This is a genomic window from Endozoicomonas sp. PH6C (assembly GCF_059322965.1).
Map to the genome: position 1 here is coordinate 4410003 of NZ_CP185342.1, position 19403 is coordinate 4429405.

Below are 19403 nucleotides of genomic sequence, written 5' to 3' on the forward strand. Positions count from 1 at the left end.
CGCCGGGTGTGGCCATCGCTTTTCATAGTCATAAAAGTACTCAGCTCTGAGGTAGTAGAATGACAAATGCTCGCCCGAATGCATTACGCCTTGCGGTGGCCGTTGCAATCTGCTCTTCCATCCTTGGCACACAGGCTGTGACAGATCGCAAACTGCAGACTAAATCTATCGATATTCGTTGCAGTGGACAAGTGGAATTTACCCAGAGTGAAGTCATAGTTCAGCCAACGTTAGGCGATGACCAGCAGCCAGTACCCAACTCCTTTACAACCACCTACCCTGATCAGACAGTCAAAAAGAGTTCTTTCGCTCATACCAGGGGCTTTACTAACGCTCTTGCTGGTGTTGATGGTGGCGTTTCCAGTGTTGAGCTGTTTGAAACAGGTGAGAAGGACGTTGCTGTGAAATACACCAAAGTCCTGAAGGTGGCAGATGAGGGTGTTTTCAGGTTCACTCATAACCTTGAAGAAAAGGAACTGGTCATTGAAATCAGAGGCGGAATGACCGATCAGGATTCAGTTGCGGCTGTTCGTGATCAATTAGTTGGCATTCAATCACTGGAACCGTTAACGAAAGTCGCCAGCCCCCGACAACTGGCTGGAGTACTGAAAGCTGCCAGTAACAGAGCAGGAAACCTCGGAACAAGTGACCACTATGTAGCCCTTGCCACCATTGAAACAGAAAAAGTTGAAGTGAATGGACGTACCTTCATGAGCCTTATCGCTTCAAGCGAACAGCCCCCTGAACTGCAACGTCTGGGTCAATCACTCTTTGTCAATGATGAGGCTCTCCTGGCAGCAGCCACCTCTGCCTATATTCAGGTTCATATCCTGGGACAAGATGTACAACAGCAGGCTCTTAATGAGCTATTGGCATACAGCAAACCCGTCGGATATGTTGTCAATGTCGAGGATGACAAACAGGTTTATCCTGTGCCTGCGGGTTATCCAATACTGAAAGTAAAGGAAGCTCCGGGAGAGATTATTGTTTTCTATGGTCAGATGCAGAATCCCCATGATATTGCTTTTGTAGAGAGCCTCCATAAACGCTGGTTAGAAATTAAGAGCCCCGCCCCGGCATTAACAACACAAGTTAAAAAAGATAATTTCAAAAGCTACCTGTACATCATTCGAAGCAGGCAGATGGAACTGCTGGAGAAGTTTATTGCGCGGCTCGATTCCGGCGTTAACACGGATCAACCAACGACCATTTCAATTGAAGATAAAATGTCGACGTTTGCGCTTTTATATTATGAATCTCTGCAACAGGCATTGAACACTGTCATTACAAATAGAGCACATGGAACAGACGAAGTTGAGTTCACGCTGAAACACATCAGAATCGTTTCGTCAGTCATCACGCCGACCTGGATGCATAATCAACTGGTAAAAAACTTCGGTTTCCAACCCGTATTCAGGAACCTTCTGATTAACGCGCAATTTATGCAGAACATTCATAATGTGATACCCACTATCAGCAATATCAACCAGGCGCAGATCGATACTTCTGAGGGAAACGAAAAGTTTGCTTCCAAAGTCATGAGCGATATGATGACCAGACAGCTGCTTGAGTTTTACAACAATCTGGCGAAGCTGCGGGCAAAAGAGGCTAAACTCGGCGAGCTAAATGAAAAATTACTTCGCGCAAATGAACAAGTCAAAGAAACAATGGCTATTGCTGTTCATAGTGGTCAGGAAAAGCTGAGAGAAAAGCACCGTTTTGACGACAGGCTTGAACTGCTCAGAATACGGCTGAAACATCTGGAAAATCAGAATCAGATAATTCGGCGTGAAGTCAGTCAAGTTATATGGCTGAAACAAGAGGCTGATGTTGCCAAAACAGAAGGAGAAGAAGCCAGAGTCAACATAAAAGAATTTTATGAACTGCTGCAGGCAGTGGTAACGTCATCCGGGACAAGAGAAGAGTCAAATATAGACGTCGTAAAAGCAAAACTGACCACCATTGAAGACCAGCTCGGTATTACTCCGGTCAATGAAAACGATCTGTTTGAGCGCTTTAAGTCCATTCAAAAGCATCTGCAAGAAAAAGCAGAATCATACGCTGTGTTGGACCAGCACAGAGCTGAACAGATCAGTCAGGACCCCGTCAACGAAGCTGATCTGGAAGCCCCTGACCAAGCCATTCAACAACACCCTGCAGAAGAAGAAGCTCAGGTCGCCCAACAACATTTTCAGCAACGAAGCTTCAGAACAGATACTACAAGAGAAGCTGAAATCAAATCCCAGCATGCGACCATTGCCGCACGTTTGCACATTCAGGATTTTGACAAGGATGCGGATGTTTTCGTTCAACATGAAAGCCTGATTCAAAAAATCAAGACGATGAATGATGAAAAAGCACGTCTGCGTCAACAACTTGAGACAATGAATGCTGAGCAGGAACAGCCGCCTCAGAGAGTTCAGAGAAGCAGCGATCATCGCAACATCTATAACTCTGGCGATGAAGATGTTCTGGTAGCTACTCTTGGTGTTGAGCTGAATGATAACACCACAGCTGAAGAACTCGATGCCATGGAACGGGCACTAAATATGACGCTCTACGAGCTTACAAGGCTGAAAAAAATAATGGATCGAACACTGGCTCCCAAAACCAGGCCAGAAATACTCAGCTTACTGAAAAAAGTGGAAAGAGTCCTTGAGGACGACCGCCTCAATGATGAGGACGACGTTTATCTTCATCGCCAGATCATCTCCGAAGGCATTCAGAAATACATCATAGCAGCCAGAGAACGCCTGGAGGAAAACGCCCTGAAGGTACTGGAAGCCTCAGAAAAATTATTCAACATCGACAGCAATGAAGGTGATGACAAAGCAGCAAGACTTGAGAGGATTCATAAAAGACTTGATGGCGATGATATCTCAGCTTACGACCTGGATGAGATGGATAAGATCCTCTGGGGGAATTACGGCACAACCCGGGATGACCAGAGAGGAAGGGATTTCAGACTCAAATCGATCCATCCGCGCCTCAGGTCTCTGGTTGAGGTATCGGAAGAGCGAGTCAACGAATTACAGTCATCTTATCTTGCGAACGTAGAATGGGAGCTGGAGATCGACCCTCGCAGAAGCGTTGCCGCTATAGAAAAAAGCAAAGCTTTTACTACTAAACTGGCCAATGATCTGCAGGTAGAGTTTGAAAAAGATATCAGCCTGTCTGAGAAGCAGCAAATTCTGAAAACCGTAGCCTGGGAATTATTGGCTGTAGTACGCGGAAGCTATGAAGATGAAAGTATCAAAAGAGAATTAAACAATGAAATAGCCCGTCGATTCAACATTGAGGGCTATCAGAATGATGCCACTATTGACGAACAGGTCCGTCTACTTATAGATAAACTCATACGGGTCGGTTCTGAGATTTACAAAGCAGGCCAGCTTGATGTTAGTGGGCGTATCCAAGCCATCGAGGATGAGCTTGACAGGCAAATGGCTCCCCTGGGACCAAAACCCCGGTACGCTCTTGATCGTGAGCTGGCTACAGCCAGGCGGGCACTGCAAGAAGCTGAAAGTGAGCAGGAGGCTGCCCGTCAAAAGCTATTGGGTCTGGCTACAGGTGATGAACAAACCCTCAGCGAGCGAGTAAACGACATCGAACACTTCCTGCAGGGACTTAGTGCAGAAAGGCAGGATGAAGTCCTTGAGAGAGCCACAAAAGTTCTGAACATCCAGATAACAGGTGAGCACGGTTTGCTGGAAGAAGCCGAATACTTTACTGCCAATAAAGCCTATACAAACATTCATGGTCAGGAGGAACCCCACGCATTTGAGGGTGAACTGCCTTTGACCAGGAAAAAGTACAATCAGCTCACAAAAAAAGCTGCGGATCTTAAGCCAGAACCCACCGACACTCATGAACAACGGGTTGATGCCCTGAGAAACAAACAGGTTCAACCGGGCGGTCATGATGATACTGGCGGCAAGATCCAGCAACTGCTTCAGGAGCGGACCCGACTGGAAGGTGAGATTGAAACCAGGGAAGCAGGCATTGAGAGGATGAAGCTGGTCCTGGATGCTGCAGAGCAAGCTGTAAAAAATGACGGAGGTCCCTTCCAGTACACACCGAGACAGGCAATAGTCAGGGAAGAGATGGACGCCTTTGTTCAGCAGCACTCTCTCAAAAAACAAGCTCTGGAAGTCACGCTGGGTCTGGCAGAATTGGCAGTAGAAAGCGGTAACACAATCTCCTGCCTTCCTGGTTTGGATTTTGACGATGAATTTGCATCGATTCGCATGCAGGCAATGGTCGGAGACACACTGACGTTTAAACAGGCCAGTCTGGTTGCGGAGGTTTTCAAGAGACTCAGAAAGACCTTTCCGGAACCCCCTTTCGAGCCTCCAGAAGGTCTGCCTCGGAGCAACCTGAAAAAAATCCTCAGGCTTGTGCACAAAGCCAGGAATGAGATGAAAAAAGGGGCACTTCAATACGACGACGAAATTCGCAGCATGGGCAAAACAGCCATTCACTTCGTCGAGCATGAATCAGGGGACCTGAAAAGCTTCCCGGAATACTTCGCTAGCCGTTCTGCCAGTGGTAACAAGATCATCGCTTTGCTGCGTGAAGATCTGGTCAGCAAGATTGAACTTGAGAATTACATAAAAGTCTTCAGAGATGTCGACGGTTATCAGACAGTAGATCAATTTGAACATTTCCTTGGCTACAAACACGGCGTCAATGTGCCTCATTTCAAAGCTGTTGTAAGGATGCTGTCTGACAAGGGTGTTGAGGAATTCATCCAGAGAGCCTTTGCACCAGTGTCCGTGACTGCAACTGGCCCGACAGCTATGAAGGAGTCCATTGTCGGCATGAAAGAGTATGGAGCTGCGGTCATTGCCAACTTCGTTCTTGACGATATTGCCTTTGACAATGGCCACAGGACGGCAGCCTTTCTGACCAATGTTCAGGATACCCTGACACCTTATACCGTCGCTGCCGGACTCTCTGAATCAGAACTGATCAGGGCTATCCATGGCACATTGATGCAGGCTCATGCTGCAGTGGTTGAGTATCAGCTCAATGCATACTGGGTCAAGCCTTCAGCCTTTCTGGCACAGGCTGTCACCTGGTACTTCTCCAGTTACAAACCTCTGCTGACGGCCCATACCGCCGCACAGGCTGCCGGGCTTTCCCTCACCAACATGTCATTTCTCTATCTCCTGGATCTGACCAACAGGGGTGATTATCTACACAGAATGCTCACACCTTTCCAGCACTGGCTGGAACGCTTTGGTCCTGATCCTGACCGAACCCGGCAATATGCCTACCACAGGGGAATTGAAAAAGTTTCTGAAGTGGGCGGGCTGGCCATGCCATTGGGTAAAGCCGCTTCCTCCGTCATTCTGCTGAGAACCGGCTGCATGTTGTTTGCCAGACAGTACAACGCCAATCCTCAGATGTATCGCAGCATTTCCCGTCTGCTGCCCGAAATGGTGAAATCCATGGGTTCCGGGCAAGGGATTCAGGTACCGCTGCTGCACCGGGCGACACCACAAAAAGTGAAAACGCTGGCCTCGGCCACAGCCGGTCTGGTGCTGGGTCCGGTAGCCACCGCCGGAGCATACGCCCATGGCCTTATATCTGGGTTTACCTATGCCCAAAGCTTCGGATTCGCTCTGGCATCGGGTCTCACTTTCGACTTCTTCATGAACGACAACAAGCTGCTCACTCAATGGCTGGGTGGGCCTCTGGGTCGTAATCTTGACAAGATGAATCGCTGGATTGGTGCGGGTGAAAAGCAAGATGAATATCTAAAACGTACAACTATTGCCACACCTCAAGGTTTCAGTGAAAACGATGAAGACTACTCAAGCCGTGTTAAGGCAAACAACACAATCTATGGCTGGACTCGACACGAACATTATCTGCAGTTTCGTGAACGTCGTGATCGCACCATGAAACTATTTGAGAATAGCTGGGAGAAATACTTCAGGGAAAATGTGCCGAAATGGTCGTTTTCCCATGCAGAAAGCATTCCTTACTCCTACACTCTGGGAGCCTTCTACAAATAACAAATGAAAACCCCTTAATCAGGCTTTCTACCCAGCTCTGAGGCATTAGAATGACAAATGCCCGTCCCAATGCATTAAGCCTCGCAGTGGCTGTTGCAATCAGCTCTGCCCTTATTGGTGCTCAGGCACTGGCCGATCGCAAGTTGCAGATAAAAGCTGCCGATATTCCGGGTAATGGACATGTGGAGATTACCCTGAGTGAGGTCAACGTCCAGCCAACATTAGGGAATGATCAGCAACCCATACCCAAATCCTTCACGACCACCTACCCTGCTCAGCCTCGTGACAGATTGAGCCATCACTTTAATTCTGTAGGCTTTTCGGAAGCTCTTGCTGATGCCGATGGTGACGTTTCCATTGTTGATGTGTTTGAAACAGGCAAAAATGGCGTTGCCCGAAAATACACCAAAGTCCTGAAAGTGGGTGATGAGGGACTCTTCAGGTTCACCCACAACCTTAAAGAAGAGAACCTGGTCATTGAAGTCAGAGGCAGAATGACCGATCAGGATTCCATTGAGGTGGTTCGCAGTCAATCATCTTGCAGCCTGTCATTAGAACCGCTGACGAAAATCGCCAGCTCCAGAGAACTGGCTGAGGTGCTGAACAGTGTCGATACCCTGAAAGGACAGCTCGGCGAAAGTGATCACTATGTTCCCCTTGCCACCGTTGAAGTAGAAAAAGTTGCAGTGGAAGGACGTACCTTCATGCGTCTTATCGCTGCAGGCGACCAGCCCCCTGACTTGCAACGTCTGGGTCAAACAGTCTTTGTCAATGATGATGTTCTCCTGGCAGCAGCCACCTCTGCCTATATCCGGGTTCATGTCCTGGGAGAGGAGTTACAACAGCAGGCGCTTAATGAACTCTTGGCACTCAGCAAACCCGTCGGGTTTGTTGTCCACGTCGAGGATGACAAACAGATTTTTCATGTGCCTCCGGGTTATTCAAGGCTGGAAGTTAAAGAAACTCCTGGAGAGGTTATTGTTTTTCATGGTCAGATGCAGGATCCGCAAGATGTCGTTTTTGTAGAAAGCCTCCATAACCTCTGGAAAGAAGCTGAGCTTAATAACCCCACGCCGGCGGAGGCAGCGGCAGCAGCAACAAAGGTTATGAAACATAAAGTCAAAAGCTACCAGTACGTCCTTCGAAGCAAACAGATGACAGTGCTGGAGGGGCTTATTGTGAGGTACCCTGGCACCAGCAAATACCCATCAACGATACTGGCAGACAAAGATAGACGGGAGATGCATGCGCTTTCATACTATGAATATCTCATGCAGGCATTGGCCAGTGCTAGTCCTGATGAAATGTATGGAAGCGATACATTTGAACTCACACTGGAACACATCAGAGTCGCTTCGTACGCCATCACGCCAACCTGGCAGCAGATTCAGCTGGCAAAACACTTCAGTTTCAAACCCGTACTGAGACATTTTCTGACTAAACAGCTTTATGTTCAGGGTATGCTGAATCTTGTACCCAATCTCGCTGAACCACTGACCAAAATGTTTCACGATGACCCGTTTATGGCCAAAATTCTGAGCGACATGGCCGGGCAGTTGGTTGAAAGGGAACTCCTGCTGGAAAAGCATCTGGCAACAGAAGGCAAACTCATTGAGCTTCGAGACCAGTTAAAGCTCAATCTGGCAACAGTAGGCAAACTCACTGAGGCTAGAGACCAGTTTAAGCTCAAAGCCGAGAAAGCTTTTACCGATAGCCATCAACTCAAGCAACGGTTTGAGGATGAGATTGCGCAGATGCGTAAAATGACGAAAACACTGCAAGACCAGTCACAGAAACTTCAGCGAGAACTTGCACGAATTTCAGAGCTGGAGCAAGAAGTTATTGATGCCGGAGAAAACGCCAGAAAGGCTTACAACGCTCAACTGGCAGAAGATCTTGGTATTGATAACCGGGATGATGACCAGCCAACAGAAGAACAATTCAGACTCATTAGACAGAAAATTCATGAAATCGGCACAGCGGCTGCCCAAGCAGGAACAGGCCATCCCAAAGCTATGCGTGAAGCCCTGGTCCTGAAGACAGTGAGTGACGTGGAAGAAGCTCTGGAATTAGAGATAGCTTTCCCCTGTAATAAAAAAGAGTTCGATATCTATCTCCGTCGCAGTGATATTTCTCAAGACATGGACAGACTTATCAGAAAAGCCAGACATCAGGCAGAGAAAGAAGCCCTGGATCTACTGGAATTCGCAGAACAAACACTCAACCTCAACGTCAACAAAGACGATGACAAAATGGCAAGATTCATCAGGGTTTTCAGGAAACTTGACACCGAAAATCACTCAGATGACATTCTGAATGATATAGACATTAGCCTTTGGACGTACAATGGCAAAGCTCGTGACGAGAGGGATATCAAACTCAGAAGAGTCCTTGCACATCTTCATTATAAAATCGAAGCCCCGGCTCCGAATAAGCTAGCCACAGAGCAACAGATCCAGCTGCTGGAAGCTGTAGAATCAATACTGACCCTCACATTGAATGAAGGGCACGGCAGAGCAGCAAGAGTGGCTCTGGTTCATAGCATACTTGAGGGCGGTGATCCCTCAGAGGAGACTCTGGATCTGATAGATCAAACCCTCTGGAAACAAGACAGCGCAGTGCTGGACGAGAGGGCTCTCAAACTCAGGAAGCTCGGTGCGAGTCTGGCCTATAAAGTTGAAGATTGGTATCTGGATATACATAGCAATGAACAACAGAAAAAACTGCTTGCAGCCATAGAGCATAAGCTGAAAATCTTCTTCCGTCGTGAAAACCATGCTGCCAACAAAAGGGGCAAGGCCTTCACTGCCAGACTGGCCAGTGATCTGGATGTGGCATTTGAAGAAGATGCCTTCCTGCTTGAACAGAAGGATGCCCTGACAGGCAAAATTTGGGAATTAATTGATGAACTCAACGAAGTCTATCAGGATGAAAGTATCAAAAGAGCCAGGAACAATGAAATGGCCTGTCAGCTCGCTATTAAGGATTACAAAGAAGATGCCACTATCCGCGACCAGAACAGTTTGATTGAAGCAAAACTCCTGCAGCTGGATGAAGAAGTTTTCAAGGCGGGCAGCTCTACCGTTAATGAGCGTATCGCAGATATTGAAAATAAGCTTGACAGGTACATGGCTCTGTTCCCGAAACCCAAGCCCCGATACGCTCTTGACCGTGAGGCAGCCATAGCCAGGCGAAAAATAAAAGAAGCTGAAAGTGAACTGTTGGCGGCTAAGGAACAGGTCAGTCCTGAGGCTCAGGATGAAGGCAGTAAAGCAGACATTAAGAAAATGAAAACAGTCCTGAAGGCTGCCGAAAAAGCCGTCGAAGATGATGGCGGTCCCTTCCAGTACACGCCGATACAGGCAGAAATTCTCAACGATCTTCACATATTCGCGCAACAGCACCCTCTCAAACAACTGGCTCTGCAAGTCGCAAATGGCCTGGCAGAATTAGCATTAGAAAACGGTAAGGAAATACCCTACTTTCCAATTATCGATTTTGACGACGAATTTGCCCCCATTGGCTTGCGAGCAATGGTCGGGGACAAGCTGACGTTTGCACAGGCCAGTTGGGTTGTGGAAGTTTTCAAAAATCTGAAAACGACCTTTCCTGAACCTCCTTTCGAGCCTCCGGAAAACCATCTGCCTCTGAGTGTCACTTATAAAGTCCTGCGGCTGACTTGCGCGGCCAGTCACGGGATAGGAAGAGGGGCAAAAGAATACGACAACAGAATTCGCAGCATGGGCTCAGCAGGCATTGACTTTGTCGAGCATCTGCGAGGCGTTCTGAAAAGCTTCCCGGAATACTTCGCCAGCCATTCTGCCAGTGGCAACAAGATCATCGCTTTGCTGCGTGAAGGACTGATCAGCAAGGCTGAACTTGGGAACTACATGAAGGCCGTCAGAGGTGTCGACGGTTATCAGACAGTGGATGAATTTGAGCACTTTCTTGGCTACAAACAGGGTGTCAATGTGCCTCACTTCAAGAGTGCTGTCCGGATGCTGTCCGACAAGGGAGCTGAGGAATTCATGCAGAGTGCCTTTACTCCTGTGACCGTGACTGCGACCGACCCGGCAGCTATGAAAGAGTCGCTTGCCGGCATGAAAGAGTACGCAGCAGCGGTCATCGCCAACTATGTTCTTGACGATATTGCCTTTGACAATGGCCACAGGACGGCAGCCTTTCTGGCCAATGCTCAGGAGACCCTGACACCTTATGCCAATGCTGCCGGACTCTCTGAATCAGAACTGCTCAAGGCTGTCCATGGCACTTTGATGCAGGCGCATGCTGCAGTGGTTGAGTATCAGTTCAATGAATACTGGGGCAAACCTTCAGCCTTTCTCGTACAGGCCGTCACCTGGTATTACTCCAGCTACAAACCTCTGCTGGTGACCCACACTTCACTGCAGGCCGCCGAGCAGTCTCTCTTGAACATGTCGTTCCTCTATCTTCTGGATCTGACCAACCGGGGTGATTACCTGCACCGGATGCTCACACCTTTCCAGCACTGGTTGGAAGGCTACGGTGTTGATCCTGACCGAACCGGGCAATATGCCTACCACAGCGGAATTGAAAAAGTTTCTGAAGTGGGCGGGCTGGCCATGCCATTAGGTAAAGCCGCTTCCTCTGTCATTCTGCTGAGAACCGGCTCCATGCTGTTTGCCAGACAGTACAACGCCAACCCGCAGATGTATCGCAGCATTTCCCGTCTGGTGCCCGAAATAGTGAAATCCATGGGTTCCGGGCAAGGGGTTCAGGTACCGCTGCTGCACCGGGCGACACCACAAAAAGTGAAAACGCTGGCCTCGGCCACAGCCGGTCTGGTGCTGGGACCGGTAGCCACGTTCGGAGCGTACGCCCACGGCCTTATATCCGGATTTACTTATGCCCAAAGCTTCGGATTCGCTCTGGCGTCGGGTCTCACTTTCGACTTCTTGATGAACGACAACAAGCTGCTCACTCAATGGCTGGGTGGACCTCTGGGTCGCAGTCTTGACAAGATGAATCGCTGGATTGGTGCCGGTGAAACGCAAGATGAATATCTGAAACGTACGACGATTGCCACACCTCAAGGTTTCAGTGAAAACGATGAAGCCTACACAAACCGTGTTAAAGCAAACAACACAATGTATGGCTGGACTCGACACGAACATTATCTGCAGTTCCGTGAACGCCGTGATCGCACCATGAAACTATTTGACAATGGCTGGGAGAAATACTTCAGGGAAAATGTGCCGAAATGGTCGTTTTCCCATGCAGACAGTATTCCTTACTCCTACACTTTGGGAGCTTTTTACAAATGGCGACAGGGTGATGATAAAAAATCTCACGTTCATGATAAAAGAAGCGCCTCCCCAATCAGGCTTTCCAGCCAGCTCTGAGGCAGTAGAATGAAAAATGCCTGTCCCAATGCATTGAGCCTTGCAGTGGCCTTTGCAATCAGCGCTTCCATCATGAGTACACAGGCACTGGCCGATCGCAGGCTGCTGACAAGATCTATTGATATTCCGGGCAATGGACAAACAGGGTTTACCCAGACTGAGGTCATGGTTCAGCCAACTTCAGGTCATGACCGGCAACCCATACCCAAATCCTGTACAACCACTTACCTTGACCAGATTGAGGTTCAGATCGGGGCTGGCATCAAGGTTATTTACGAAGGCTTCACGGACGTTATTGCCGACATTGGTGGCAGCGTTTACAGTGTTGATATTTTTGAAACAGACGACAATGGCGTTGCTCAAAAATACACCAAAATCCTGAAAGTGGGTGATGAGAGCGTCTTCAGGTTCATCCATAACCTTGCAGAAAGTAAGCTGGTCATTGAAGTCAGGGAAGGAATGACCGATCAGGCTTCAATTGAAGCTGTTCGTGCCCAATCAGGTGACATCCAACCATTAGAACCTGCAACGAAAATTGCCACTACCAAACAATTCGTCGGAATAATGAAAGCTGCATATAAAAGAGCAGGAAACCTTGGTGAAACTGATGACTATGTTGACCTCGTTACCATTGAAGTAGAACCGGTTGAAGTGAAAGGGCGCACCTTTATGCGTCTTATCGCTGCAGGCGATCAACCCCCTGATCTCCAGCGCCTGGGGCAATCGCTCTTTGTCAATGATGAGGTGCTTCTGGCAGCAGCCACCTCTGCCTACACCCAGGTTCATGTTCTGGGGGAAAAAGTACACCACGCGGCCCTGGCCAGTCTGTTGTCATACCATAGACCCGTCGGCTACGTTGTAAACGTCGAAGATGACACACTGGCCTATCCTGTGCCTACTGATTATCCAAAGCTGGAAGTGGAACAGGCTTCGGAAGAGATTATTGTTTTCCGTGGTCAGAAACAGAATCCAACCGATATCGCTTTTGTGGAAAGCCACTACTCTGGCATCCGGGAAGAATATCGATTTAAAGAACTCTCTGCAAAGGTGAAAACATTCAGGATCAAAAACTACCAGCACATTATCAGAAGCAGGCAGATGGCATTGCTCGAGGAGTTCGCTGCTGACCTGGCTGCACAGCACGATGCCAGGCTTGATGATGATAAGCTGCTGAAACTTGGCTACTATGAATCTCTTCTGCAGGCATTAACCAGTGCTGCTCCAGATAAAACCTATGAATTTGAGTTCACAACAGATTACATCAGAGCCGCTGCATCAGTCATCACGCCCACCTGGGTGCAGTTTCAACTGATAAAAAACTTCAGCTTTAAACCCGTACTTAATGATCTTCTGACTAACCATAATTTTGTTCAGAGTATTCGGAATATTCAGAAACTCATACCCTACGACACCGACGTGATAAATGACTTTGGTGCTGGCGAAAAAACAAAGTTTTCCTCCAAAGTCAAGGATGACATCAGCGAACAGTTGCTTGAGATGGTTAACACGCAGGAAAAACGGCTGGCAAACGTGCCCGAATTCGCCAGAGCAGTCAAAACATCAGATGACATTACAATGGCAAGTGCCACTGACAGTGGTGAGGATAAACTGAAAGTAGAACTGATCAGACAGAAATTTGCGGCTGAGTTTAAAGAGCTTCGTAAGTTGTTCCGGGTGTTGAAAAACATGGTTCATGAATTTCGGCAGGATATCAAACAAATCCCGGGGCTGGAAGAACAGGTCAGTGATGCCATAGCAGATACCACAAAAGCACGTCACGCCCTTGCCGCAGCAATACTGGATACTGATGCCTGGGATGATACCTGGCGAATGGAAGAAAAAGTCAGACTGCTCAGCAAGAGATGGTTTGAGCTCCATTCGGTGGCGGCAAAAAAACCGTTTCGGGAACAGCCTTATAAAGAAACGCTGACAGCGATTGAAGGCCAGCTCGACATTGTTCCATACGATGAAAACGACCTGAGTGGCCGCTCTGAGTTCATTCTAAAGCATCTGCAACAACAGGCAGGTCAGAGCGATGAGATATTTCGGGACAAACTGGCTGTCGTTGAAGGTCAGCTCGGTCTGGTTCCAGATGAAAAAGATGGACCCCAGGCCCGCCAGGGTAACATTCGGAAGCTCCTTTGGCTGAAATGTGCCTGGGCCCAAGAACAAGATCTCGAGCATCAACTTCAACATCTACACATTAAACAACAAAAAACTGAGATCGCCGAACAACTTCTTCAGCAACAGAGCACCAGCGCAGGCGCTGAAAGAGATCGAACACCAGACCACCCCGGGGTCAGGCCTGAAGTACTCATGAAACTGAGAGCCGTGGAAAAAACCCTGAAGATGGACGACCTGAAGGGCGAGGACAACAGCGAGGAGAATGTGTATCAGCGTCGTAACGCCATTTCTGAGAAAATTCACTCATACACAACAAAAGCCATAGAGGTGGCAGAGGAGGAGGCTCTGCATATAGTGGAAACACTGGAAGAAATATTAAAAATCAAAGCCAACAGAGAGGATAACAAAGCAACAAGACTTGCCGAAGTTCAGAGTGTGCTTCGTAGCTGCATCCCAAAATACATGCTGCGTGAGGTGGAAGGTTTCATCTGGAAAATACGCATGACCTGGAGCAAAGTAGAGAAAGTAAGAGTCTGGAACCTTATAGATTTTCTTGACATTAATGTCGAAACCCCGGATCCGGATGAGCGTGTCTTAAAACAACAGGTAAGGATGCTTGAAGCTTTAGAGAACGAGCTGAACATCGACAAGAGTGAAAACCCTGCTGCTATAAAAAGAGGCAGGGAGGATGCTGCTGAACTGGCTTTGCCTCTAAATGTAGAATTTGAAAAAGGTGCCAGCCTGAATGACCAGAAGAATGCTCTAAAAGCCAGTATTCGGGCATTAGAGGAAGAAGTATACCACCTCGACCACTATTGTCACGATGAAGATCTCGCGAGAGAGGGATACGATAAAATTGCTCGTCAACTCGATATTAAGAACACCAAGTACTACTTTGGTGATGAAATCATAAAGCCCATTGAAACAGAACTCCGGTGGCTGGGTAGAGATGTTGATCTGCTGGGTCAGCCTGAGGTTAACGAGCGTATTGCCGTCATTGAGAATGAGCTTGACAGACAAATCGCTCCGGGAGCTGAACCCCGATACATTCCTGATCCAGAGGTAGCCACTGAAGAACGAGCCCCGAAGGCTGCAGTGGAAGAGGTCAAAAATGACGATGGTTCCTTCCAGTACACGCCGGCACAGGCAGAAGTTTTGCACGCTATCCAAACATTCATGCAGCAGCACCCTCTCAAACGACAGGCCCTGCAAATCGCAAGTGGTCTGGCCGAATTAGTCGCAATGAAAGGTCAGGCAATACCCAACCTTCCGACTTACGATTTTGACGATGAATTTGCAGCGATTCGCTTGCAGGTTCTGGTCGAAGACGAACTGACGTTTGATCAGACCAGTCAGATCGTACAAATCTTCAGGGACCTGAAGACGACTTTCCCGGAATACCCCGCTTCACAAGACGAGCCTCGCTGCCCTCTGGAAGAAGTCCAGAATCTGGTGCACAGGGCCAGAAATGAGATGGGATCCGGGGCTCGAGAATACGACAAAGAAATTTACGGCATGGGCAAATCAGCGATTCACTTCTTCGGGCGTGAAACGGATGAACTGGAAATCTTCCCGAAATACTTCGCCAGCCATTCTGCCAGTGGTAACAGGATCATGACTCTGCTGCATGAAGGACTGATCAGCAAGATTGAACTTTGGAACTACATAAAGGCCGTCAGAGGAATTGATGGTTATAAGACAGTGGACGAATTTGAACATTTCCTTGGCTACAAACACGGCGTCAATCTGCCTCACTTCAAGGCCGTTGTCCAGATGCTTTCCGACAAGGGTATTGATGAATTCGCACTAATTGCCTTTGCTCCTGTGCATGCAACTGGTCCGGCAGGTGTGAAAGAGACGGTTGTCGGTATGAAAGAGTACGCAGCTGCGGTCATCGCCAACTATGTTCTAGACGATATTGCCTTTGACAATGGCCGCAGGACGACAGCTTTCCTGAGCAATGTTCAGGATACCCTGACACCTTATGTCAATGCTGCCGGACTCTCTGAAACAGAACTGATCAAGGCTATCCATGGCACATTGATGCAGGTTTATACCGCTGCGGTTGAGCATCAGATCGATGATTACTGGGTCAAACCTTCAGCCTTTCTGGTACAGGCTGTCACCTGGTACTTCTCCAGTTACAAACCTCTGCTGGCGACCCAAACCGCCGGGCAGGCTACCGCGCTGTCCCTGTCAAACATGGCGTTCCTCTACCTTCTGGATCTGACCAACCGGGGGGATTACGCGCACAGAATGCTCATACCTTTCCAGCACTGGCTGGAACACCATGGTGTTGATCTCGACCGAACCGGGCAACATGCCTACCACAGCGAAATTGAAAAAATTTCTGAAGTGGGCGGGCTGGCCATGCCATTGGGTAAAGCCGCTTCCTCCGTCATTCTGCTGAGAACCGGCTCCATGTTGTTTGCCCGACAGTACAACGCCAACCCGCAGATGTATCGCAGCATTTCTCGTCTGATGCCCGAACTAGTCAATTCCATGGGTTCCGGACAAGGGGTTCGGGTACCGCTGCTACAAACTGTGACACCGCAAAAAGTAAAAACTCTGGCCTCTGCCGCTGCCGGACTCGTACTGGGTCCGATAGCCACTGCCGGAGCATACGCCCATGGTCTGGTATCCGGATTCACCTATGCCCAAACCTTCGGATTCGCGCTGGCGTCGAGCCTCACTTTCGACTTCTTTATGAACGACAACAAGATGCTCACTCAATGGCTGGGTGGGCCTCTTGGACGTAGTCTTGACAGGATTAATCGCTGGCGAGGCGTGGGTGAAACGACAGATGAATATGTAAAACGTACAGCTATTGCCAAGCCTCAACGCTTTAATGAAACCGATGAAGAATATGCAAACCGTTTTAAGACAAGTGACATGATTTATGGCTGGACGCGACACGAAAATTATCTGCAGTTCCGTGAACGCCGTGATCGCACCATGAAGCTGTTCGAGAATGGCTGGGAGAAATACTTCAGGGAGAATGTGCCGAAATGGTCGTTCTCCCATGCAGAAAGTATTCCTTACTCCTACACTCTGGGTGCCTTCTACAAATGGCGAGAGGGCGATGACAAAAAAGTTCACCTTCATGGTAAAAGAAACACCTCCCCAACCAGGCTTTCCAGCCAGCTATGAGGCAGTAGAATGAAAAATACCTGCCCCAGTGCATTCAGCCTTCTGGTGGCCGTTGCCGTCAGCTCCTCCATCATTGCTCCAAAGACACTGGCCGATCGCAGGCTGCAAATAAGGTCTGTCGATATTCAAGCCAATGAACAGGTGGAGTTTGTCCAGAGTGAGGTCATGGTCCGGCCAACTTTAGGTGATGACCAGCAGCCAATACCCGGATCCTTTACCACCACCTACCCTGACCAGTATGGAGTCAGCGCAGGCTACATTGTTCCTGCTATAGGCTTTACAGACATTCTTTCTAATTTCGACGGGCGCGTTTCCAGCGTTGACCAGTTTGAAACAGATGAGAATAACGCTGCCCTGAAATACACCAAAGTCCTGAAGCTGGTTGATGAGGGAATCTTCAGGTTCACCCATAACCTCCAGGAAAAGGAACTGGTCATTGAAGTCAGAGGCGGAATGACCGATTGGGATTCAGTCAGGGCCGTTCGTTCTCAATGGACTGACATGGAATCATTGGAACCGATAACGAAAATCGCCAGCCCCAGACAACTGTTCGCACTGCTGAAAGCTGTCGAAGAGAGAGCAGGAAACCTCGGCACCAGTGATGACTATGTTACCCTTGCCACCATTGTAGTAGACAAGGTTGAAGTCAATGGGCGTACCTTTATGCGTCATGTCTCAGGGGGTGATCAGCCTCCTGAACTGGAACGCCTGGGTCAGTCACTCTTTGTCAATGATGATGTTCTCCTGGCAGCAGCCACCTCTGCTTATATCAAAGTTCATGTCCTGGGAGGAGAGTTACAACAGCAGGCTCTTAATAAACTGTTGGCAGACAGCAAACCCGTCGGATATGTTGTCCACGTCGAGGGTCACTCACGGGCTTATCCTGTGCCTGCGGGTTATCCGAAACTGGAAGTAGCTGAAGCTCCGGGGGAGGTGATAGTTTTCCATAGTCAGAGGCTGAATCCCGATGATATCGCTTTTGTAGAAAACCTCTATGACCTGTGGCAAGAAGCTAAGGCTACTCCCCCCTCCTCTGCAATATTAACAGCAGTTAAAACCCATAAGGTCAAAGGCTACCAGCACGTCATTCGAAGCAGGCAAATGGCGATGCTGGAGGAGTTTGCTGCGCAGCACGCTGCCGGAGAAAGCGAGGATCAACCGACGACGTTTTCAAAAAAAGATAAACGGGCGATGCATGCGCTTGCATACTATGAATCTCTCCATCTGGCATTAGCCACTGCTACTCCAGATGAAATACATGGAATCAACGAATTTCAAGTCACACAGGAACACATCAGGGTCGCTCTGTCAGTCGTCACGCCAAACTGGATGCACAATGAACTCGCAAAACACTTCAGCTTCAAACCCGCACTTGGAGATCTTCTGATTAACAAGCATTTTGTTCGGAAGATTATGAATTATATACCCGTTGGCGCCAAATTAAAGTTCAACACTTTATACGACGACGCACATTTTTTTTCCAAACTCCTGGGCGAAAGAAACAGACAGATGATTAAGTTGTTCAGCAAGCTGGATGAACTAGTGTAGTGCGACCTAATTAACAGTACATAAAGACTCCTAACGGTCTACTATGGATGTTATTCCAACCACTGCCTGTTTTTACTATGCGAGTTGCCACAGAGATAATACTTGATGCTTCTGAAGAAATACGACTCAGAAAGATTACTTCATCAAATACTTGCCCTCTTCGCTTGGCCCGCCGTGCCCAGATTGTTCTTCTCTCTGCAGAAGGAAAAAGCAATCTTGAGATTGCGCAAATACTGAAGATCGGTCGTCATCAGGTCAGCCGCTGGCGTGACCGATATGCTCAGGAAGGCTTCTCCGGGATTGAACAGGATCGAGCTCGCAGTGGCCGTAAAAAGAAGATTGATGCTGCTGAGATTGTGAGTCTGACCACAAACACCCTTCCGGAAAATGCCACTCACTGGAGCACCCGAACTATGGCTGCTGTTAGCGGTATCAGTGAGAGAAGTGTTCGCCGGATATGGCATGCATATGGCCTCAAGCCTCACCTGGAAAAGACATTCAAGGTGTCCCGAGACCCGAAATTTGTGGAGAAGCTTGAAGATATTGTCGGACTCTATCTGTCTCCTCCTGAACATGCGTTGGTGCTGTGCTGTGATGAAAAAAGTCAGGTTCAGGCACTCGATCGAACACAGCCTGGCTTACCGTTGAAGAAAGGGCGTGCCGCAACAATGACTCATGATTATAAACGACATGGTACAACCACTCTCTTTGCAGCACTGAATGTACTTGATGGTGCTGTCATCGGTCAGTGCCAGCAGCGTCATACCCATGTGGAATGGTTGAAGTTTCTTAAACAGATAAATAGGGAAACGGCAAAAGACAAAGAGCTGCACCTGATTTGCGACAACTATGCGACTCACAAACACCCGAAGGTGCGAGAATGGCTGGAAAAACATCCTCGTTTTCATATGCACTTTACGCCAACGTCAGCATCATGGTTAAACATGGTTGAGAGATTTTTTCGGGATCTCACGAGTCAGCGTTTACGCCGTGGTGTGTTTGTCAGTGTGCCACAGCTAGTCAGTGCGATTGATGAATATATTGAAAAGCATAATCAAAATCCAAAGCCGTTTATCTGGACTGCTAAGGCAAATGATATCTTAGAAAAAGTCGTTCGGGCTAATCGCCGGTTAAGTTGCAAAAAGAACGACGCACTACACTAGATAGCGAGAAAGCC

Annotated in this window: 5 protein-coding genes; all 5 read left to right on the forward strand. The window is 48.4% G+C overall.

The features are described from left to right. Positions 1-59: 59 nt before the first annotated feature. Positions 60-6023 (forward strand): coiled-coil domain-containing protein, encoded by a 5964-nt coding sequence (locus ACOMG9_RS16940; RefSeq protein WP_448217750.1) that lies wholly within the window; start codon positions 60-62, stop codon positions 6021-6023. Between the two features lie 50 nt (positions 6024-6073). Beyond that, complete coding sequence (locus ACOMG9_RS16945; RefSeq protein ID WP_448217751.1) at positions 6074-11404, forward strand: coiled-coil domain-containing protein; 5331 nt, start codon at positions 6074-6076, stop codon at positions 11402-11404. A gap of 9 nt (positions 11405-11413) precedes the next feature. After that, positions 11414-16678, forward strand: coding sequence for a hypothetical protein (locus tag ACOMG9_RS16950; protein WP_448217752.1), 5265 nt, complete (start codon positions 11414-11416; stop codon positions 16676-16678). 9 nt (positions 16679-16687) lie between these two features. After that, positions 16688-18226: a hypothetical protein gene (locus ACOMG9_RS16955; RefSeq protein ID WP_448217753.1), complete on the forward strand. Its 1539-nt coding sequence runs from the start codon at positions 16688-16690 to the stop codon at positions 18224-18226. Positions 18227-18303: 77 nt separating this feature from the next. Continuing rightward, complete coding sequence (locus tag ACOMG9_RS16960) at positions 18304-19389, forward strand: IS630 family transposase (RefSeq protein WP_448218589.1); 1086 nt, start codon at positions 18304-18306, stop codon at positions 19387-19389. Positions 19390-19403: the final 14 nt, after the last annotated feature.

What these genes read in the sequence shown, in the direction of transcription:
- ACOMG9_RS16940 (WP_448217750.1), top strand. Translation starts at nt 60, where the DNA reads ATGACAAATGCTCGCCCGAATGCATTACGCCTTGCGGTGGCCGTTGCA.
- ACOMG9_RS16945 (WP_448217751.1), top strand. Translation starts at nt 6,074, where the DNA reads ATGACAAATGCCCGTCCCAATGCATTAAGCCTCGCAGTGGCTGTTGCA.
- ACOMG9_RS16950 (WP_448217752.1), top strand. Translation starts at nt 11,414, where the DNA reads ATGAAAAATGCCTGTCCCAATGCATTGAGCCTTGCAGTGGCCTTTGCA.
- ACOMG9_RS16955 (WP_448217753.1), top strand. Translation starts at nt 16,688, where the DNA reads ATGAAAAATACCTGCCCCAGTGCATTCAGCCTTCTGGTGGCCGTTGCC.
- ACOMG9_RS16960 (WP_448218589.1), top strand. Translation starts at nt 18,304, where the DNA reads ATGCGAGTTGCCACAGAGATAATACTTGATGCTTCTGAAGAAATACGA.